We start from the raw sequence: 18,788 nt of genomic DNA, 5'->3' as shown, positions 1-18,788 counted from the left end.
CTCCCCGATCTCTTCTTGATGAGCGCGCGGGCGATGATGCCCGCCTATCGCCGCCGTGCCGCCCCATCCTCGCGCACCTGAATTCGCTGACCGTGGGCGCCTCCTCCCTTACCTGTAAACCCGGCGAAAGCGCTCGCGCGGTCTTGTCTCGGCTCCTCAACTGGTATAATCACTACCTCAAGATATGAGTGAGCACAGACTCACCGCGAGAGGAAACCCACGGGAGGCTGGAGCGGCTGCGCCCACGTGCGCGGCGGAGCGGCTTTGCGTGCCGAGCCAGGACAGCCGCATGCCCGCGCCACACCGGATTGAAGCCGACTACCTGATCGAGACCGCCTATGATCCGCGCCACGCCGCCGAGGCCATGGCGGGCGAGCAGTCGAGCGGCACCTTTGTCGCCATTCCCGGTGAGACGCCGGAACTGAAGGAGCGCTCCGCCGCCCGCATCGAGGCGCTGGAGCTGCTGGGCACGGTCGAGGCGCCCTCGCTGCCGGGTGCCGGCCATCCCTCAGGCGGGGAGATCCAGAGGGCGCGCGTCACCCTCTCCTGGCCGCTGGACAATCTGGGCCCCTCGCTGCCCAACCTACTCGCCACGGTGGCCGGCAACCTGTTCGAGCTGAAGCAGTTCTCCGGGCTGCGCCTCCTCGACATCCGGCTGCCGTTGGCCTTCGCACAGGCCTATGGCGGGCCGAAATTCGGTATTGCCGGCACGCGCCGTCTTGCCGGCGTCGAGGGGCGCCCGATCATCGGCACTATCGTCAAGCCGAGCGTCGGCTTCGGCCCGCAGCAGACGGCGGAACTGGTGAAGCTGCTCGCCGAGGCGGGGATCGACTTCATCAAGGACGACGAGCTGCAGTCCGACGGCCCGCAATGCCCGTTCGAGGACCGCGCCCGTGCGGTCATGAGGGTCATCAACGACCACGCCGACCGCACCGGCAAAAAGGTGATGTTCGCCTTCAACGTCACCGGCGAAATCGACCAGATGCGCCGCCGCCATGATCTCGTGCAGGAGCTGGGCGGCACCTGCGTCATGGCCAGCCTCAACTCGGTCGGCCTTGTCGGGATGATCGAACTCGGCCGCTTCACGCAGCTGCCGCTGCACGCCCACCGCAATGGCTGGGGCTATCTGTCCCGCGCGCCGATGCTCGGTTGGTCCTATGTCGCCTGGCAGAAGATCTGGCGGCTGGCCGGCGCCGACCATATGCATGTCAACGGCCTCGCCAACAAGTTCTCGGAAGCCGACGACAGCGTCATCGCCTCGGCCCGCGAGTGTCTGACGCCGCTGTTCGACGACAAGCCCTGCATCGCCATGCCGGTGTTTTCCTCCGGCCAGTCCGCCAAGCAGGCGCCCGGCACCTATGCCGCGCTCGGCACCGCCGACCTCATCTTCGCGGCGGGCGGCGGCATCATGGCCCATCCCGACGGCCCGGCCGCCGGCGTCGCCTCGTTGCGCGAGGCATGGGAGGCGGCGATGGCTGACATTCCCCTGGCCGATTACGCGCGCGACCACGCCGCGCTCGCCCGTGCGCTGGAGACCTACGCGGCATGAGCCCCTTCCCGCTCGCTTCCGCCCCGCGGTTGCCGGGCGGCACACTCATCGCCTTCTATGGCGACGACTACACCGGCTCGTCGGCCGTGATGGAGGTGCTGAGCTTCGCCGGCCTGCCGACCGTGCTGTTCCTCGGCCCGCCGACGCCCGCGCAGCTTGCCCGTTTTCGCGACATGCGCGCCATCGGCATTGCCGGCGTCGCCCGCTCGCAGCCGCCGGCCTGGATGGACGCGCATCTGCCGCCGATCTTCCAGCAACTGGCCGAGCTGAAGGCGCCGATCAGCCACTACAAGGTCTGTTCCACCTTCGATTCCGCCCCGCATGTCGGCTCGATCGGCCATGCCGTTGCAATGGCCGAGCCCATTCTCGGCGGCGGGTGGCACCCGCTTGTCGTGGGCGCGCCCGCCATTGCCCGCTACCAGGCCTTCGGCACGCTCTTCGCCGCCATCGACGGCACAGGCTATCGGCTCGACCGCCACCCGGTCATGGCGCGCCACCCGGTGACGCCGATGGACGAGGCGGACCTGCGCCTGCATCTCGCGCGGCAGACCGACATGCCCGTCGGGCTCGTCGACTTCGTCGCCATGAAGACCGGCCGGGCCGAGGAACAGTTCGCGGCCGAGCGCGCGGCGGGTGCCCGCATCCTTTCCCTCGACGTGGTCGACGACGAGACGCTGGCCGAGGCCGGGCGGCTGGTCTGGGAGCATCGCGGCGAGCGCCTCTTCGCCATCGGCTCGCAGGGGCTGGAATATGCGCTCGTGGCCCATTGGCGCCGCACCGGCCTGCTGCTGCCGGAAGTGCCGACGGCATCGCCCGCGCGCGCGGGCCGCATCGCCGTCGTCTCCGGTTCCTGCTCGCCGATTACCGCCGGGCAGATCCGCCACGCGGTGGCGCACGGCTTCGGAGGCGTCCGCCTCGACGCGACCCGCGCGGTGGATGCGGGCGCGTGGACGGCCGAGCTCGCGCGCGGGGTGGCGGCGGCGCTGGACGCGCTGGACGCCGGGCACGACCCGCTGGTCTTCACCGCCAGCGGCCCCGACGACCCGGCCGTGCCGGCGCTGGCGCAGGCGATCGAGGCGGCGGGCGTTTCCGCGTCGGAGGTCAATGCGCGCATCGGCGACGGGCTTGGGCGCGTGCTGGACGAGGTGGTGCGCCGGGCGCGGCTGACCCGCGCCATCATTTCCGGCGGCGACACGTCCGGCCATGCCGGCATGGCGCTCGGCATCTACGCAGTGACGGCGCTGGCGCCACTTGCGCCCGGCTCGCCGCTCTGCCGCGCCCATGCCGAAGGAGCCCATGACGGGCTCGAAATCGCGTTCAAGGGCGGCCAGATGGGCCGGCCGGACTTCTTCAGCGCCGCGAGGGGCGGCGCCGCCAACAACTGACCAAGGGAGAGGACCTCACATGAAAAAGATCGCCTTGCTGGGCGCCGGCGGAAAGATGGGCGTCCGCCTCGCCACCAATCTCCAGGGTTCGCCCTATGAGGTGATGCATGTCGAGCCGACCGAGGCCGGCCGTGCCCGCCTGAAGGAAAAGACCGGCCTCGACTGCGTCGACGGCGACAACGCGCTGGCCGACGCCGACGCGGTGCTCATGGCGGTGCCGGACCGCCTGATCGGCAAGATCGCGCACACCTTCATCGAGAAGGTGAAGCCCGGGACCGCCATCATCATGCTGGACGCCGCCGCCCCGCATGCGGGCGAACTGCCTCGGCGCGACGACGTCACCTATTTCGTCACCCATCCCTGCCACCCGCCGATCTTCAACGACGAGGTGACCGCAGAGGCCAAGAACGACTTCTTCGGCGGCGTCCACGCCAAGCAGCACATCGTCTGCGCGCTGATGCAGGGCCCGGACGAGCACTACGCCCAGTGCGAGCAGATCGCCCGCACGATCTACAAGCCGGTGATGCGGGCGCATCGCTGCACAGTTGAGCAGATCGCCATCATGGAGCCGGCGCTCGCCGAAACCATCGGCGCCACGCTCTGCCTCGCCTTGCGCGAGGCGACGGACGAGGCGGTGCGTCGCGGCGTGCCGCGTCAGGCGGCCACGGACTTCCTGCTCGGCCACCTCACCATCGAGCTGGCGATCGCTTTCGAGATCTTCCCCGAAGGCAAGTTCTCCGACGGCGCGCTCTATGCCATCGACCAGGCCCGGCCGGAGATCTTCAGGGAGGGCTGGCTGGAGCGCATCTTCGATCCCAAGGCCGTGCAGCGCTCGGTCGAGGAAATTTGTAACCCGCCGAAGGCCGCCTGATCGCGGCTAGCGCCGGCGGGCTTCACCGCCCGGCTCGTCCGGGGCCCTCGACGGTCCCGGACGCATGAAATCCAACAGGGACAGGAACGCCATGAACCGGATCATCGCCTTTGCGGCCGCTGCCGCGCTCGGCCTCGCTACATCGCCCTTCGCCACGCCGGCCTTCGCCAACACCATCATCAAGGCCGGCCACGGAACGCAGACCGCGCACCCCACCCATATCGCCCTGGAGAAGCTCGCCGAGATCGTTGCCGCCAAGAGCAAGGGCGACCTGAAGATCGAGATCTATCCCGACCGCCAGCTCGGCGAAGAGCGCGAGATGGTCGAGGGCCTGCAACTGGGAACGGTCGACATGGCGGTGGTCTCCACCGGCCCCCTCGTCGCCTTCGTCCCCTCGCTCGGGACCGTCGACCTGCCCTTCCTGTTCAAGAGTTCCGAGCATGCCTACAAGGTGCTGGACGGCGAGGTCGGGCAGGACCTGCTCGCCAAGTTCCAGGACCGCGGTATTGTCGGCCTCGCCTGGTGGGAGAATGGCTGGCGCAGCCTGACCAGCAAGAAGGAAGTCAAATCGCCGGCCGACCTCAAGGGCATGAAGCTGCGCACCATGCAGAACCCGGTGCACATCGCCGCCTTCAAGGAGCTGGGCGCCTCGCCGATCCCCATGGTGTGGGGCGAAGTGTTCACCAGCCTGAGCCAGGGGGTGATCGACGCGCAGGAAAACCCGGTCACCATCGTCTACAGCAACTCGCTGTGGGAGGTGCAGAAGTACATGACCCTGACGCGCCACGTCTATGGGCCGCATCTCGTCCTGTTCAGCCAGCAGGTCTGGGACCGCCTCACCCCGGCGCAGCAGACGATCCTCAAGGAAGCCCTGATCGAGGCGACGACCTATCAGCGCCAGACCTCGGCCCGGCTGGAAGCCGAGCAACTGAAACTGCTGGCCGACAAGGGCATGATCGTCGAACAGGTCGACATCACCCCGTTCCAGGAAGCGACCGCGAACACCGCCTCGGCATTCAAGAACATCGATCCGGCTGTCGTGGCCAAGATCAAGGCCGCCGCGAACTGAGCCTTGCAAGCCGGCCGCTCCCCGATGGGGGCGGCCGGTCCGCCCGCCAACAGTGCCGCAGCCCGGAGGCGTCCCGCCTCCACGGGAGAGGTGTGACATGCTCATGAAGTTCTGGACCGGCGTGGAGTGGCTGGCGCGCGCCGTGCTCTGCGCCCTGCTGAGCGCGATGGTGATCGTCTGCCTCGGCCAGGTGATCTGGCGCTACGTCTTCAACGATCCCCTGATCTGGTCGGAGGAGCTGGCGCGCTTCCTCTTTGTCTGGGTCGGCTACCTCTCGGCCTGGTTCGCCTGGAGCAAGCGGGCGCATATCGCGCTCGACGCCGTGACCTATCTGCGCCTTCCGGGGCTGGAGCGGGCCTGCGGCCGGATCGTCGAGACCCTGGTCCTCATCTATTGCGGCTGGACCCTCTATGCCTGCCTCGGCTTCCTCAGCCTCACCAACAACCAGCCCTCCGCCGTGCTCGATGTGCCGATGAGCTACGTCTATGCGGGCTACGCGGCCATGTGCGTCCTCATCATCGGCGACATCCTGATCGGCTGGGCCTATGGCGCCCGCCAGTCGTCGCCGGCCGTTCCCCAGGAGTAAGCCCCATGGCCACGGTACTCTTCGTCGCCTTTGCCGTGCTGCTCGTCCTGAACATGCCGGTCTCCTTCGCGCTCGCCGTGGCCTCGGCGCTGGCGCTGCTCTATGGCGGCCTGCCGCTGGCGCTGGTGGTGCAGAAAATGACCGCCGCGATGGACAGCTTCGTGCTGCTGGCGGTGCCGTTCTTCCTGCTCGCGGGGCATCTGATGGCCCGCAGCGGCATCGCCCGCGACATCATCGACTTTGCCGACACGCTGGTCGGCTGGATGCGGGGCGGGCTCGCGCACGCCAATATCGGCGCCGGCATGCTGATGGGCGGCATGACGGGTTCGGCCGTGGCCGAAGCCTCGTCCACGGGCGGGGCATTGATCCCGCCCATGCTGAAGAAGGGCTATGGCGCGCCCTTCACCGCCGCCGTGACGGCGGCGGCCTCGACCATTTCCGTGGTCATTCCCCCCTCCATCCCGATGATCGTGTTCGCCGTCGTCACCGGCGTCTCCGTCGGCGACCTGTTCATCGCCGGCATCGTGCCCGGCATCCTGATGACGCTGGCGCTGATGGTCACCGCGTGGCTGATCGCCGTGCGGCAGGGCTACCAGCGCGGCCCCCGCCCGACATTGGGCTCCATCGCCCGCGCCACCCGCGCCAGCGTGTGGGGCCTGCTGATGCCGGTCGTCATCATCGGCTCGATTCGCTACGGCATCGCCACCCCGACCGAGGCGTCGGTGGTGGCGGTCGTCTATGGCGTCCTTGTCGGCCGCTACGTCTACCGCACGATCGCCTGGCGCGACCTGCCGGGAATCATCCTCGACAGCGCCGTGACGACAGGCATCGTGATGCTGATGATCGCCGCCGCGTCGGTGTACGGGCTGATCGTCACCCGCGAGCAGATTCCGCAGGCGGCGGCGCAGTTCATCCTGGAGCTGACCAACAACCCGCAGCTGGTTCTGCTGCTGATCCTGTGCGTCTATCTCATTGCGGGCATGCTGCTGGACCTCGCCGCCAACATCATCATCCTGGTGCCGGTGCTGTGGCCGCTGGTGAAGCGGCTCGACATCGATCCCGTTCAGTTCGGCGTCGTGACCGTCATCGGCCTCGCCATCGGGCTGATCACGCCCCCCGTCGGGGCCTGCCTGTTCGTCACCTGCGGCATTGCCAAGACCGATCTGCTGCGCGGCAGCAGGGCGGCGGCACCGTTCATCGTCGCACTGATCGCCGTGGTGCTGCTGATCATCGCCGTGCCGGGCATCGCAACCTGGCTGCCCTATACGGCGAAGGCGATGCACTGAGCGGCCGGTCGTCGGTGCAACGCATGCTGGTCCGCCGGGGACGCCACTGGTATGCTGAACATGCCGATACGAGGCGAGACGGGACAGACCCGGCAGGAGCGTGTGAATGGCTGATGTTTCCGACACCATAGTGCGGCGAAAGCTGTCTCATGAGGTGTTCGACCGCCTGAAGACGCTCATCACCTCAGGGGAACTGGGCCCGGGCGACGCCCTGCCCTCCGAGCGCGACCTGATGGAGCGCTTCGGCGTCGGCCGCCCGGCCATCCGCGAGGCCATGCAGGCGCTGGCGAATATCGGCCTCATCGCCATCACCCATGGCGAGCGGGCGCGGGTGCAGCAGCTCTCGGCGCGCTCGCTGTTCCAGCAGGTGGACCTCACCGGGCAGATCCTGCTCTCCGCTTCTCCGGACAGCCTGGAGCACCTCAAGCAGGCCCGCCGTTTCTTCGAGCGCGGCATGGCCCGCGAGGCGGCCCAGCGCGCCACCGCCGAGGATGTGGTGCGGCTGCGCGGCATTCTGGACCAGCAGGCGAAGGCGGTGAGCGAGCCCAAGCAGTTCATCGCCTATGACATGCGCTTCCACACCCAGATCGCGGCGATCTCCGGCAACACGATCTTCGAGGCGGTGAGCGAGGCCATGCTGTCCTGGCTGCGCCAGTACTACACGGAAATGCTGACCTGGTCGGGCCGCGAGAACGTCACCCTGGTCGAGCACGAGCAGATCATCGACCACATCGCCCGCCACGATGCCGACGGTGCCGAGGCGCTGATGGTCAAGCATCTCGACCGCTCCAGCGCCCTGTTCATCCGGCAGGGCTAAGGCTCAGCCCTCCAGCCGCAGCACCGCGTAGGGCGGCAGGGTAAGCGACCCCGCGCGGATGTCGACCGCGCGCGGCGCCTCGCCGCCGAGCACGCTGGCCTCGTCCAGCAGAAGGGCCGTTCCGGCGAAAGGCAGCACCACCGTCTGGTCGCGCGGCGTCAGATTCGCGGCAAGGACGACGCGCTCCCCCGAGGACCGCTCGCCGGCCAGCGCCAGCACCCGTGCCGGGTCGCCGGAGGATATGGCGAGCGAGGGCACGCCACCCATCTCCGCCAGCCACCGCGCCGCATGGAAGACGGGGCGCAACCTGCCCTGCGCCGACGGGGCCATCAGCCCGAAGGGGCCGGTGAGCGCCGCGCCGGTGAAGCTCTCCACCCCCGCCTCGACGAGGCGCGCGGCGTAGCCGACCATCCAGGCGGCGGCGAAGAGGCCGTCCTGCCGGGGGTCCTGCCCCGCCATCGGCATCCGCCGGCGCTCCGGGTTCGGCATCACCCGCGATCCGTAGGGATTCTGCCGCATGCCGATTGTCGAGGGCCCGATGCGGTAGGGCTTGTCCGCCCCGATAATGGCCCGCGCCGAGCGCAGGATGAAGGGCAGCGCCTCCAGCGACTGCATCACCGAGCGGTCATCGGCATCGTGCACGATCGGGCAGGTGCAGTGGGTGACGTAGTCCAGCAGCGGCACCGGCGGGCGCTTGCGGTTCAGCTCGGTGAAATAGCTGAACATGCCGCCGCCGAGCCGCAGCGCCGGGAAGGCGCGGCGCGCGGCGGCATAGACCGCCTCCAGCGGCGGGCAGGACGGCCAGACGCTGCCCGGCGGGGTCGAGCGTCGGTCGACCGACGGGCAGACGGCGATGGCGTCGAGCCGCAGCCCGGCCACCGCCACCTGCCGGGCGAGGTCGCCGAATTCCTCGTCGAGCGGGCGCTCGCAGGGGACCACGCATTCCAGCGCGCACTCGCCACGGTGCGCCGCCGCAATACGGGCGAAGGCTGCGAGCGCGGCCGGCCCGTGCTCGGCGGTGGGGTCGAAATGGAACAGCAGCGTTTGCGGCGCGAGGCGCGCGAGAACATCGCGGGCGTCAAGCGTCGCGGCGGCTTCCTCGGGGGTGATCACCAGGCCGAAGGAAGGCAGCCCTCCCCCGGCCGCGCCGAGACGCAGCGACACCGGCGCCTCGTCCCGCGCGGGCGGCGCAACGGCGCCTTCCGCCGCAATGTCGAGGGTCACGCGCTGGCGCACCGGCACGCCGGCCGGCAGCACATAGGGCCAAGGCAAGGCAAGGGGGCGCACATAGGTCTTGTAGGAGGCATCGGACCAGTTGCGCTGGTCCTCCATCTCGAAGGCGTCGCCCTCCATGCGGCAGGTCGCCCGCACCCCCGGCGCTACCTGATGGGTGATGGCGCGCATATCCTTCAAGGTTTGCGCCGGGTCGATCAGCTCCGGCAGGCGCGCGGGCACGCGGCGCCCGTCGACATGCTCCACCTCGATCTCCGCGCCGGCGAGGCCGACGACAGGATGGAGGATGGTGAAGCCGCAGCGATTGGTGAGGAAATCGACCTCCGGCACCGCCTCGCCCTCGAAGACGAGGCCGGTCGGGCTGCCGACGATGCGGCCCTCATAGACCAGCCTTTCGCCGCCACCCCCGACGCATTCGGCACGGTAGCGGACCGCAAAGCGCCCCTCCCCCTCCTCGACGACGAGGTCATGGAGCGTAGGTGCATAGGTGCCCCAGTCCTTGTCCCGGACCACGAAGGACATCGCCCGCAGCACCTCGACGCCGCCGAAACGGATGTTGCGCAGATTGCCGTCGATCAGTTCGCAGCTCAGTGCCCCCGCCACCAGAAGCCGCGCGACCGGCTCCGGCTCCGGCGTGCCGAACAGCGCCAGCCGGCGGGCGGCGGAAAAGACGGGTTCCGTCATGGCGTCGCGCCCTCCGGCGTGCGGGCGACACGCGGGACGCTGCGGCGACGCCGCACCGCCCGTCCGCCCGCCAGCGCCAGCACGGCGATGACGACAAGCCCCTGCACGATGTCCTGCGTCCCCGGCGGCAGGCCGGCGATCTGCATGGTGGTGACGATGAGGATCAGCAGGAAGCTGCCGCACAGTGTACCCAGCGCCGTCGACGCGCCGCCGAAGATCAGCGAACCGCCGAGCACCACCGCGCCGAGCGACTGGAGCAGGTAGGGCTGGCCCATCTCCAGGAAGGCGCCGCCGACATAGGCGCCGAGCAGCATCCCCGTCAGCGCCGCCAGCACGGCCGAGGCCAAGAACGCGCAGGTGATCACGCGGCCGGTGCGAATGCCGGCCAGCGCCGCCGCGCGCTCGTTCTGCCCGACGGCGGAGAGGCGGCGTCCATAGACGGTGCGGCCCAGCACCACGCCCGCCACCGCCACCGCCACCAGCGCGATGACCAGCATCAGCGGCACGCCCTCAACCCTCCCGGCCGCCAGCGTCTTGAGGAAGGGGCTCATCGAGAAGCCGGCCGCCCAGCGGTTGGCGATCAGCGTGGCGGTGGCGAGAATATAGCCGGTCGCCAGCGTGGCGATGATGGCGGGGATGCGTAGGACAACGACGAGCAGCGCGTTGGCGAGCCCCGTGACCACACCGATGCCGAGCACCGCCGCTAGCGCCAGCGGCAGGCGGGCATCGGAGCCGGCGGCCACTACGATACTGGCATAGGCGCTCAGCGTCAGGACGCTGGCGATGGACAGGTCGATATTGCCGCGCCCGGTGGTGACGACCAGCATCTGGCCGAGCGCGACGAGGGTGAGGAAGCTCGCCGAGATCGCCACCCCGGACAGCGAATGCAGGCTGAACCGTCCCGTGGTGATCGACAGCACGGCCCAGAGCAGCAGCACCCCCAGCGCCGACCAGATCCAGCGATGGCGCTCCAGCCGTTCCATGAGGGCGGTCATCGGCGCGCCTCCCGGCGATCGGCGAGCGCGCGCAGCGCCAGCATGGACAGGAGCAGGCAGCCCTGCACGGCGGCATTGTAGTCGGTGGAGACACCGAGCGCACCGAGTAGCGCCCCGACCAGCGCAAGGGTGAGCGCGCCCGCGACCACGCCGAGCGGCGAGATCAGCCCGCCGATCAGCGCGCAGCCGCCCATGACGACGGCGGCGACGCTGATGAGGGTGAAGGGGCCGCCGGCATTGACGTCACTGGCGGTGTTGATGGCGGTGAGCGACAGGCCCGCCGCCAGCGCGAACAGGCCGGCCAGCATGTAGCGCAGGATGGCGTAGCGCAGCGGCGACCAGCCGCCCAGCGTCATCGCCTGCGCGTTGTTGCCGAAGCCGCGCAGGATGACGCCGAACGGCGAACGGTCTATGGCGAGGGCGACAAGGGCCGCTACACCGATCAGCACCAGCGTCGCCGGCACGTCGGCCAGCGTCCACGCAAAAGCCGCCGACAGCCATTCCGGCGACGCCCCGCCGGGCGTGGGTTGCAGGGTGTAGCCGAGGCCGATCCAGATGAAGGACGCGCCGAGCGTGACCACGATGGCGGGAATCCGCCGCAGCTGGATGGTCGCCCCGATCAGCCCATAGGCGAGGACGCAGGCGACAAGCGCCACCACCCCGAGCCAGGGCGTATCGAACAGAAGCGTGGCGCTCAGCACATTGACGAGCCCGGCAAAGGCGCCGACGCCAAGGTCGATTTCGCTGCCGCCGACGACGAACATCTGCGCCAGCGCCAACAGTACCAGCGCGATGGCGGGACCCAGCAGCAATTCGAGGCCGAACATGGAGACGGTGAGCGGGTTCACCCAGGCCATCAGCGCGAAGACGGCGGCGAGGCTGGCGAAGGGGGCGAGATCGACCAGCCGGTCCAGCAGGCCGCGTGCGCCAGCCGTCGCGTCGCGCTCCGATCCATCCGTGCTGGCGAAAGACGCATCGACAATCGCCTGCTCGGTAATGTCAGCGCCGACCAGTTCCCGCACGATGCGCCCGCCGGCAAACACCAGCACGCGGTCGCACTCCAGGAACTCGATGTCTTCCGTCGAGTGCCAGATGACGAGGCGCCCTGCCCGCGTGACCGAACCGATAAGCGCGTAGAAGTCTTCCTTGGCCGCGACATCGACGCCGCGCGTGGGGTCGTCGAACAGGATCGTGTCGGCCTCGCCCACCAGCGCCCGGGCGACCAGCGCCTTTTGCTGGTTGCCGCCGGAGAGGTCGAGGATCGGGGAATCGAAACGGGCGGGATCGAGCTTCAGTTTTTCGGCGGCGGCGCGGGCGGCGGCGCGCTCCTGCCCGTCATGGACCAGCCCCAACGGGGCCCGCCCTTCCAGCCGGCCGAGCGCAATATTGGAGAGCACGCTCCAGAGCGGGAAGACGCCTTCCTTCTGCCGGTCGCCGGAGACGAAACTGGCGTCGCCATTGCGGGAGATGCCCATGCCGGGCCGGCGGTGCAGCCGATGCAACAGGTCGCGCTGGCCGGAGCCTTCCAGGCCGGCAAGGCCGACCACCTCGCCGGCGCGCAGCACCACATCGCGCCCGAGGGGAGCGACGAGCGCACCGGAGAGGCGGACGAGATCGCGCGCGCCCTCGCCGATGGCGGGCCGGGCATCACGGCGGCCGCGCATCACGCTTTCGCTGGCCCCGCCCATCGCCTGCACGAGTGCGGCGACACTTGCCTCGACGGCAGGCCCGGACCACACGGAACGGCCGTTGCGCAGCACCAGCACCCGGTGGGCGATGTCCACCACCTCCTGCAGCTTGTGGCTGATGAAGATGAACGCGAGCCCCTGAAGCGCGCGGGCCTTGATGAAGGCGCGCATCTGGCGGCTGCGCTCCAGCCCGAGCGACGAGGTGGGCTCGTCGAGGATGACGAGGCGAACCTGCGGGGTGGCAACCGCGCGGGCGATCTCCACCATCTGGCGCTGGCCGATCTGCAGATGGGCGACGCGGGCATCGACCGAAATGCCGTGATCGGGAAACACTTCGTCCAGCGCGGCGCGAGCCCGGGCGCGATAGGTCCGGCGCCAGCCGGGCAGCGCCCGCGCCGCCTCCGGCGCTTCGAGAAAGAAGTTCTCCGCCACCGAGAGGTTGTCGCACAGCGACAGCTCCTGATGGACGATGCGGATGCCGCCGGTCTGCGCCAGCGTCGTGTCGTAGAGATCGGGGGCGATCTCGACGCCCCGGATCTGGAGGCTGCCGGCATCCGCGCGGGTGACGCCGCACAGGACGCGCATGAGCGTCGACTTGCCGGCACCATTGCCGCCGACGAGGCCCAGCACCTCGCCGGACGCGACCACGAGGTCGACGCCGTCATTGGCCCGCGTCGGGCCGAACGCCTTGCAGATGCCGGACAGCCGCACGACCGGCGCATGGAGGGCACCAATGTCCGTCCCGGCTCCGGCGGGCGAGAGGTTGAGAGGCGCCGACGCTCCGGCCCTTGCGGCCGGGGCGTCCTGCGCGGCAGGGAAGGCTGCCGTCATCTTGCGTGTCCGTGGTCTGCGTCGGGAAGCGTTAGGCCGGCGGTCAGTTGCCCGCCTTCGCCTTGAGCAGATTGTCCTGCACCCACTGCTGGGAATAGGACGGGCTGACGATCACGCCGGCCGGAAGGCTCTGGTAGTCCTTGAGGTTGTCGTCGGTGACGGTGGCGACCGGCATGATCATGAGCTTGGGCGGGTTGGCCCCCTTCACCAGCTCATAGGCCAGCCAGAAAGCCGCGCCGCCAATGCCGGGCGTGGTGTTCATCGAGATGGTGGAATAGCCGTTGGTGTCTTTCTGCTTGGCCCACCACTGGATGAAGTTGGAGGAACCGCCGCCCTCGATGACCGGCATCTTCTTCGCGTACTCGCCGCCATACTGGTCGAAAGCCTGCGCGATGCCGGTGTCGTCCGAACCGCCCTGCCCGAGAACCGCGTCGACATGCGGCAGGCTCGGCAGCGCATTGGCGACCGCCGACTGGGCGACGGAGGCGGTGGCTTGGCCATAGACGGTCGCCACCACCTTCACGTCCGGGTAGTTCTTCAGTACCGCTTCCTGCGCGCCATACATGTCGGCATCCGGCGCCGAGCCCTTCACGCCGCGCACGACGATGACGTTGCCCTTGCCGCCGATCTTCTTCAGCACCCACTCGGCCTGCTCGCGCTTATAGCCCTTGAAGTCGAAATTGAGCTGCCAGTTGCACGGGGCGGAAGCGATGGAATCGAAGGACACCACCTTGATGCCGGCCTTGCAGGCCTTCTCGATGATGCCGTTCACCGCCGTCTCGGAGGCGGCGTCGACGGCGATGGCATCGACCTTCTTGAGGATCAGTTCGGCGATCTGGCTGTTCTGCTGGGCGACGGTGCCGTCGCCGTTCAGGATGATGTAGTCGGCGATCCGGCCGTCGGCCTTCGCCTTCTCGGCGGCCTCCTTGAAGGCGTCGACCATCTGGTGGCGCCAGGTATTGCCGAAATAGGCGTTGGCAAGCGCGATCACCGGCTTGTCCGGCGTGGCGGAGGCCGGCAGGGCGCCGGCGGCAACAAGGGTAAGGGTGGCACAGGCGGTCGCGCAGGCGCGCGAAAGGGTTTTCAGGCGCATATCGTTCCTCCCATTGGCCCCGTTGGTGAGGCTCTTGATGGATGTTTCCCAGGCATCGGCGATCTTGTGCCGCTCGATGGTAGCAAGAGTATCTCATTATACCAGTTGCGCAAGCCCGTCGGCCGGGCTCATCTGTCCCCCGCAGGGCCGGAGGCTCTCCACACCGCCACCGAGGATACCCCGATGCTGGACGTGTTCGAGATCGTCGATCCCCGCTTCCGCGACCTCATTCTCCCGATTGCCGGGCTGGAGCGCCTTTATACGGGGATGCGCTGGTGCGAGGGGCCGGTCTATTTCGCCGATCAGCGCTGCCTGATCTGGAGCGACATTCCCAACAACCGGCTGATGCGCTGGTGCGAGGACACGCAGGCGGTCGGCGTGTTCCGGGCCGATTCCAACTTCGCCAACGGCAATACGCGCGATCGGCAGGGGCGGCTTGTCACCTGCGAGCACCGCACCCGTCGCGTCAGCCGCACCGAGCCGGATGGGACGCTGACCGTTCTGGCCGACCGCTATCGGGGGCGCCGGCTCAACTCGCCGAACGACGTGGTGGTGAAGTCGGACGGCACGATCTGGTTCACCGATCCGACCTATGGCATCGCCTCGGACTATGAGGGCGGCCGGGCGGAGGCCGAGCAGGAGGCGCGCTACGTGTTCCGGCTGGACCCGGGAGAGGGCGTGCTGGCCGTGGTTGCCGATGACTTCGACCAGCCCAACGGCCTTGCCTTCTCGCCGGATGAGAGCGTGCTCTACATCGCCGATTCCGGCGGCATCGGACGCGATGCCGGCAACCGCCATATCCGGGCCTTCGAGGTCCGCGCCGACAGCACGCTCGCCAATAGCAGGGTCGTCACCGAGGTGATGCCCCATGCTCCCGATGGATTTCGCATCGACGAGGCCGGGCGCCTCTGGTCGAGCGCCGGCGACGGGGTCCACTGCTACACGCCGCAGGGACAACTTCTCGGCAAGATCCTCGTGCCCGAGCGCGTCGGCAACCTCACCTTTGGCGGTGCGGCCGGCAACCGCCTCTTCATCTGCGGCCACACCTCGCTCTACGCCATCTTCGTCAACACCCGCGGCGCAAAAGCTGGAGATACCGGACCCGCGGCGCCAACTGCATAGGCGCCCGGGATCGGAGAGCCAAGGTTGAGGCCTAAAGCCTGCCCATCGCGGCCCTCCCCGACACGTCGGAAAAGCCGCTTGCCTGTCAGCGCGCCGGGGTCGTGCCGGCCATGGCGATGGTCGACAAATCGGCCTCTGCCGCCGCTGCCTTGAGGGAGGCCTCGCGGCGCTCGCTGTAGCGGCTGGTGAAGTAGTCCCGGCGGTCGCGGGTGAGCAGGGTGAACTTCACCAGTTCCTCCATGACGTCGACCACGCGGTCGTAATAGGGGGACGGCCTCATCCGCCCCGCTTCGTCGAATTCCTCAAAAGCCTTCGCGACCGAGGACTGGTTGGGGATTGTGACCATCCGCATCCACCGGCCCAGCACGCGCAGCGTGTTCACCGCGTTGAAGGACTGCGAGCCGCCGGAAACCTGCATCACCGCCAGCGTGCGCCCCTGTGTTGGGCGAATGCCGCGATATTCCAGCGGCAGCCAGTCGATCTGGCTCTTGAACACGCCCGTGATGGTGCCGTGACGCTCCGGGCTGCACCAGACCTGCCCCTCCGACCATTCCGACAGGGTGCGCAGTTCCACGACCTTGGGATGGTCGGCCGGCACGGCGTCCGGCATCGGCAGGTCGCGCGGGTCGAAGATGCGCGTTTCCGCCCCCATGGCGGTGAGCAGGCGCGCCGCCTCCTCGGTGAGCAGCCGGCTGTAGGAGCGCTCCCGCAGCGAACCATAGAGCAGCAATATGCGCGGGGGATGCGTCAGCGGCGCGGCGGGCGCGAGCTTGGCCATCTCCGGCCGGTCGAAGTGAGCGGGGTCGAGCGCGTCGGTGAAAGCGTCGAATGTCATCGAAGAACCTCGGATCGTGCGCGGCGAGAGAGGAAGGCGGCGAGCCAGAAGCCGGCGACGAGGACCACTGTCAGCGCGATGATCGCAAGCAAGACGCCGTCATACGAACCCGACATCGACCAGATGAGCGCGGCGCCGAGCGGGGCCACCGCGCGCGAGATCGTGCTCGGCGCCGACATCGCCCCGTTCACCGCGCCATAGGCCTCGCGCGTCAGCATTTCCGGCACCGACAGGCCCCGCACGATGGTGGTGATGCCGTTCGCCGCCCCGTAGAGCAGCGCGACGATGGCGATCAGCAGGAAGCTCGGCGGCAGCACGTCGAGCGCCACCAGCGCGAGCGGGAACACCGCGACCGTCACCGAGCCGATCACCCGCACCGGCGCGCGCGGCGCGAACACCCAGATGGCGACGCGCCCCGCCACCTGCGCCGGGCCGATCAGCGTCATGGCCGCCACCACGGAGGAGACCTCGAACCCCTTCTCCACCAGCAGCGGATAGAGATGGAAGGTGAAGGCCGAGAACGCGGCGGAATAGGCGGTGAAGGCCACCGCCAGCGCCCAGAACACCGGCTGGCGCGCCGCCCAGGCGACCGCCGCCCTTCCGCTGAGCGGGGGAAGACCGCCTGACGGGCGGTGGCGGGGCGCGTCGGCGGCGGGGTCGATCACCGACCCGTAGCAGCCGGCGCAGACGAGGACGTTGATTGCTGCCAGCACGAGCAGCGCCTCGCGCCAGCCCACCGTGTCGAGCAGCACCTGCACCAGCGGAATGAACACGGTGGAGGCGAAGCCGCCCCACAGGGTCAGTGCCGTGATGCCCGCACGCGCATGGGAAGGGCCGGAGCGGCGGGCGATGACGGCGAAAGCGGGATCGTACAGCGTCGCCGCCTGCAGCGCGCCGATACCGGCCACCGCGACATAGAACAGCGCCATGGATTCGACCTGCGACCACAGCACCAGCATCAGGCCGGCGAGCACCGAGCCAGCGGTCATGATCCAGCGTCCATGGCCACGGTCGATGGCGGCGCCGATCGGATAGGCGGCGAGACCGGCGAAGGCGAGGCCGAGCGTCGCCGCGCCATAGAGCGCGGTCTTCGACCAGCCGAGCTCGTGGCCCATCGCCTCGGCGATCAACGGGAAGCTGTAATAGAGCGACCCCCACGAACAAATCTGCCCGATGCCGAGCCCGGTGACGAAAAGACTGCGCCCGCCCGGCGGGCGATGCGCGTCGTCGCCGGAGGCGAGAACCCCGTCGCTCACGGCACGGCCGGGGCTTGCGCCGCCGGCTCGGCGCAGCCGGCATCGGCGCAGCATTCGTCCGCGAGATAACCGATCAGGGCGTTCATGGTGGGATAATGGGCGCGGCAGATCAGCGTCGTGGCGTGGCGCTCCTGCGTCACCAGCCCGGTGTCGACGAGGCGCTTCAGATGATGCGAGAGGGTCGAGGCGGCGATGCCGATCCGCTCCTGCAGCCCGCCGACCGGCAGGCCGAAATGACCCGCCCGGACCAGCGTCCGATAGATCCGCAGGCGGGTCGGGTTGCCAAGGGATTCGAGTTGGCGGGCGGCTTGTTCCAGATTCATCGAAATAGCCTAGGCGCCAACGCGACCCACGGTCAATCTCTGTTTCGATTTTCATGGAAATAAGATACGCGCTCCTCTCAGGGAGCGCCGGGCGCGGTCCTCGGGAACCACCACCGGCCCAGCCACAGCGCCACATGCACGAGCAGGATCAGCACCGGCACCTCGACCAGCGGCCCGATGACGGCGGCAAAGGCGACGGGCGATGCGAGCCCGAAGGCGGCGATGGCGACCGCGATCGCCAGCTCGAAATTATTGCCGGCGGCGGTGAAGGCGATGGCCGTGGTGCGGGGATAATCCGCCTCGATCAGCTTTCCCATGGCGAAGCTGATGAGGAACTGGACGATGAAATAGATCGTCAGCGGGATGGCGATGATCACCGCGTCCATCGGCAGGCGCACAAGGTCGCCGCCCTTCAGGCTGAACATGGCGACGATGGTGAACAGGAGCGCACCAAGCGTGATCGGGCTGATCTTCGGCAGGAACACGTCCGCGTACCACTCCGCCCCCTTGCGCGCGATGAGCACCCGGCGGGTCAGGTAGCCGGCGAGGAAGGGAATGCCGAGATAGATCAGCACCGCCTCGGTGATGGTCCAGAAGCTCACATCGACGACGCTCCCCTCCAGCCCGAACAGCGGCGGCAGGACGGTGAGGAAAAGCCAGGCATAGGTGGAGAAGAACAGGATCTGGAAAATCGAGTTGAACGCCACCAGCCCGGCGACATACTGGTTGTCGCCCTTGGCCAGCTGGTTCCACACCAGCACCATGGCGATGCAGCGGGCGAGACCGATAAGGATCAGCCCGGTCATGTATTCCGGGTAGTCGCGCAGGAAGATCACCGCCAGCGCGAACATCAGCGTCGGGCCGATCAGCCAATTCTGCACCAGCGAGAGCACCAGCACGCGCTTGTCGGCAAACACCCGATGCAGTTCCTCATAGCGTACCTTGGCCAGCGGCGGGTACATCATCAGGATCAGGCCGATGGCGATCGGGATGTTGGTGGAGCCGACCGAGAGACGGTTCAGCGCCTCCGGCAGGCCGGTGAACACCGTGCCGAGCACCACGCCGAGCGCCATGGCCGCGAAAATCCACACCGTGAGATAGCGGTCGAGAAAGGACAGCCGTGCGGGCGGGGGCGCGAGCGCCGAAATCTGGGACATGGGGGTTC

At 68.7% G+C, this 18,788-nt stretch carries 16 protein-coding genes; 8 read left to right on the top strand and 8 right to left on the bottom strand.

All coding sequences use genetic code 11. From position 1 onward, the window contains the following. Positions 1-289 precede the first annotated feature (289 nt). The 7 genes from EV667_RS05000 (at position 290) to EV667_RS04970 (ending at position 7,563) form a co-directional block, all read left to right on the top strand. The gene (locus EV667_RS05000) at positions 290-1,549 is read left to right on the top strand and encodes a ribulose-bisphosphate carboxylase large subunit family protein (RefSeq protein ID WP_131834172.1); all 1,260 of its coding nucleotides are present in this window, start codon (positions 290-292) and stop codon (positions 1,547-1,549) included. Beyond that, the gene (locus EV667_RS04995) at positions 1,546-2,934 is read left to right on the top strand and encodes a four-carbon acid sugar kinase family protein (protein WP_131834171.1); all 1,389 of its coding nucleotides are present in this window, start codon (positions 1,546-1,548) and stop codon (positions 2,932-2,934) included. The genes EV667_RS05000 and EV667_RS04995 overlap by 4 nt, the downstream gene beginning before the upstream one ends. A gap of 19 nt (positions 2,935-2,953) precedes the next feature. Then, positions 2,954-3,805, top strand: a complete 852-nt coding sequence (locus tag EV667_RS04990; RefSeq protein WP_131834170.1) for a phosphogluconate dehydrogenase C-terminal domain-containing protein — start codon at positions 2,954-2,956, stop codon at positions 3,803-3,805. 91 nt (positions 3,806-3,896) lie between these two features. After that, entirely contained in the window at positions 3,897-4,874 is a 978-nt protein-coding gene (locus EV667_RS04985) for a TRAP transporter substrate-binding protein (RefSeq protein WP_131834169.1), read from the top strand. Between the two features lie 97 nt (positions 4,875-4,971). Next, positions 4,972-5,460 (top strand): TRAP transporter small permease, encoded by a 489-nt coding sequence (locus EV667_RS04980; RefSeq protein ID WP_131834168.1) that lies wholly within the window; start codon positions 4,972-4,974, stop codon positions 5,458-5,460. 5 nt (positions 5,461-5,465) lie between these two features. Then, positions 5,466-6,746, top strand: coding sequence for a TRAP transporter large permease (locus EV667_RS04975; protein ID WP_131834167.1), 1,281 nt, complete (start codon positions 5,466-5,468; stop codon positions 6,744-6,746). Positions 6,747-6,852: 106 nt separating this feature from the next. Next, complete coding sequence (locus EV667_RS04970; RefSeq protein ID WP_131834166.1) at positions 6,853-7,563, top strand: transcriptional regulator NanR; 711 nt, start codon at positions 6,853-6,855, stop codon at positions 7,561-7,563. 3 nt (positions 7,564-7,566) lie between these two features. Here EV667_RS04970 and apnL read toward each other — a convergent pair whose 3' ends face one another. The 4 genes from apnL to EV667_RS04950 are packed head-to-tail and all read right to left on the bottom strand — an operon-like array spanning position 7,567 to position 14,087. Next, a complete protein-coding gene (gene apnL, locus EV667_RS04965; protein ID WP_131834165.1) occupies positions 7,567-9,480 on the bottom strand; it encodes a D-apionate lactonase in 1,914 nt (637 codons plus the stop codon). Beyond that, positions 9,477-10,475, bottom strand: coding sequence for an ABC transporter permease (locus EV667_RS04960; RefSeq protein WP_131834164.1), 999 nt, complete (start codon positions 10,473-10,475; stop codon positions 9,477-9,479). The genes apnL and EV667_RS04960 overlap by 4 nt, the downstream gene beginning before the upstream one ends. Beyond that, positions 10,472-12,994: an ATP-binding cassette domain-containing protein gene (locus tag EV667_RS04955; protein WP_131834163.1), complete on the bottom strand. Its 2,523-nt coding sequence runs from the start codon at positions 12,992-12,994 to the stop codon at positions 10,472-10,474. Before EV667_RS04955 ends, EV667_RS04960 begins: the two co-directional genes overlap by 4 nt. 43 nt (positions 12,995-13,037) lie before the next feature. Continuing rightward, positions 13,038-14,087: an ABC transporter substrate-binding protein gene (locus EV667_RS04950; RefSeq protein ID WP_131834162.1), complete on the bottom strand. Its 1,050-nt coding sequence runs from the start codon at positions 14,085-14,087 to the stop codon at positions 13,038-13,040. 183 nt (positions 14,088-14,270) lie between these two features. Between EV667_RS04950 and EV667_RS04945 the strand changes: the two genes are divergently transcribed. Beyond that, a complete protein-coding gene (locus tag EV667_RS04945) occupies positions 14,271-15,209 on the top strand; it encodes an SMP-30/gluconolactonase/LRE family protein (protein ID WP_131834161.1) in 939 nt (312 codons plus the stop codon). Between the two features lie 85 nt (positions 15,210-15,294). Here the strand turns inward: EV667_RS04945 and arsH are convergent, their stop codons facing one another. The 4 genes from arsH to arsB form a co-directional block, all read right to left on the bottom strand. Continuing rightward, positions 15,295-16,044 (bottom strand): arsenical resistance protein ArsH, encoded by a 750-nt coding sequence (arsH, locus tag EV667_RS04940; protein ID WP_131834160.1) that lies wholly within the window; start codon positions 16,042-16,044, stop codon positions 15,295-15,297. After that, entirely contained in the window at positions 16,041-17,300 is a 1,260-nt protein-coding gene (locus EV667_RS04935; RefSeq protein ID WP_131834159.1) for an MFS transporter, read from the bottom strand. The genes arsH and EV667_RS04935 overlap by 4 nt, the downstream gene beginning before the upstream one ends. After that, positions 17,297-17,623, bottom strand: coding sequence for an ArsR/SmtB family transcription factor (locus tag EV667_RS04930; protein WP_131834158.1), 327 nt, complete (start codon positions 17,621-17,623; stop codon positions 17,297-17,299). The genes EV667_RS04935 and EV667_RS04930 overlap by 4 nt, the downstream gene beginning before the upstream one ends. Before the next feature lie 77 nt (positions 17,624-17,700). After that, positions 17,701-18,780: an ACR3 family arsenite efflux transporter gene (arsB, locus tag EV667_RS04925; protein ID WP_131834157.1), complete on the bottom strand. Its 1,080-nt coding sequence runs from the start codon at positions 18,778-18,780 to the stop codon at positions 17,701-17,703. Between the last annotated feature and the right edge of the window lie 8 nt (positions 18,781-18,788).

Source organism: Ancylobacter aquaticus (genome assembly GCF_004339465.1).
Lineage (GTDB): Bacteria > Pseudomonadota > Alphaproteobacteria > Rhizobiales > Xanthobacteraceae > Ancylobacter > Ancylobacter aquaticus.
The sequence above is the reverse complement of the archived record's forward strand: the minus strand, read 5'-3'. Positions and strand labels throughout refer to the sequence as shown.

Bases quoted from the DNA above. Each gene is read 5' to 3' on its own strand.
- EV667_RS04960 (WP_131834164.1), bottom strand. From the start codon at position 10,475: ATGACCGCCCTCATGGAACGGCTGGAGCGCCATCGCTGGATCTGGTCG.
- EV667_RS04975 (WP_131834167.1), top strand. From the start codon at position 5,466: ATGGCCACGGTACTCTTCGTCGCCTTTGCCGTGCTGCTCGTCCTGAAC.
- EV667_RS04985 (WP_131834169.1), top strand. From the start codon at position 3,897: ATGAACCGGATCATCGCCTTTGCGGCCGCTGCCGCGCTCGGCCTCGCT.
- EV667_RS04980 (WP_131834168.1), top strand. From the start codon at position 4,972: ATGCTCATGAAGTTCTGGACCGGCGTGGAGTGGCTGGCGCGCGCCGTG.
- EV667_RS04950 (WP_131834162.1), bottom strand. From the start codon at position 14,087: ATGCGCCTGAAAACCCTTTCGCGCGCCTGCGCGACCGCCTGTGCCACC.
- EV667_RS04995 (WP_131834171.1), top strand. From the start codon at position 1,546: ATGAGCCCCTTCCCGCTCGCTTCCGCCCCGCGGTTGCCGGGCGGCACA.
- EV667_RS04930 (WP_131834158.1), bottom strand. From the start codon at position 17,623: ATGAATCTGGAACAAGCCGCCCGCCAACTCGAATCCCTTGGCAACCCG.
- EV667_RS04955 (WP_131834163.1), bottom strand. From the start codon at position 12,994: ATGACGGCAGCCTTCCCTGCCGCGCAGGACGCCCCGGCCGCAAGGGCC.
- EV667_RS05000 (WP_131834172.1), top strand. From the start codon at position 290: ATGCCCGCGCCACACCGGATTGAAGCCGACTACCTGATCGAGACCGCC.
- EV667_RS04990 (WP_131834170.1), top strand. From the start codon at position 2,954: ATGAAAAAGATCGCCTTGCTGGGCGCCGGCGGAAAGATGGGCGTCCGC.
- EV667_RS04970 (WP_131834166.1), top strand. From the start codon at position 6,853: ATGGCTGATGTTTCCGACACCATAGTGCGGCGAAAGCTGTCTCATGAG.
- apnL (WP_131834165.1), bottom strand. From the start codon at position 9,480: ATGACGGAACCCGTCTTTTCCGCCGCCCGCCGGCTGGCGCTGTTCGGC.
- EV667_RS04945 (WP_131834161.1), top strand. From the start codon at position 14,271: ATGCTGGACGTGTTCGAGATCGTCGATCCCCGCTTCCGCGACCTCATT.
- arsB (WP_131834157.1), bottom strand. From the start codon at position 18,780: ATGTCCCAGATTTCGGCGCTCGCGCCCCCGCCCGCACGGCTGTCCTTT.
- arsH (WP_131834160.1), bottom strand. From the start codon at position 16,044: ATGACATTCGACGCTTTCACCGACGCGCTCGACCCCGCTCACTTCGAC.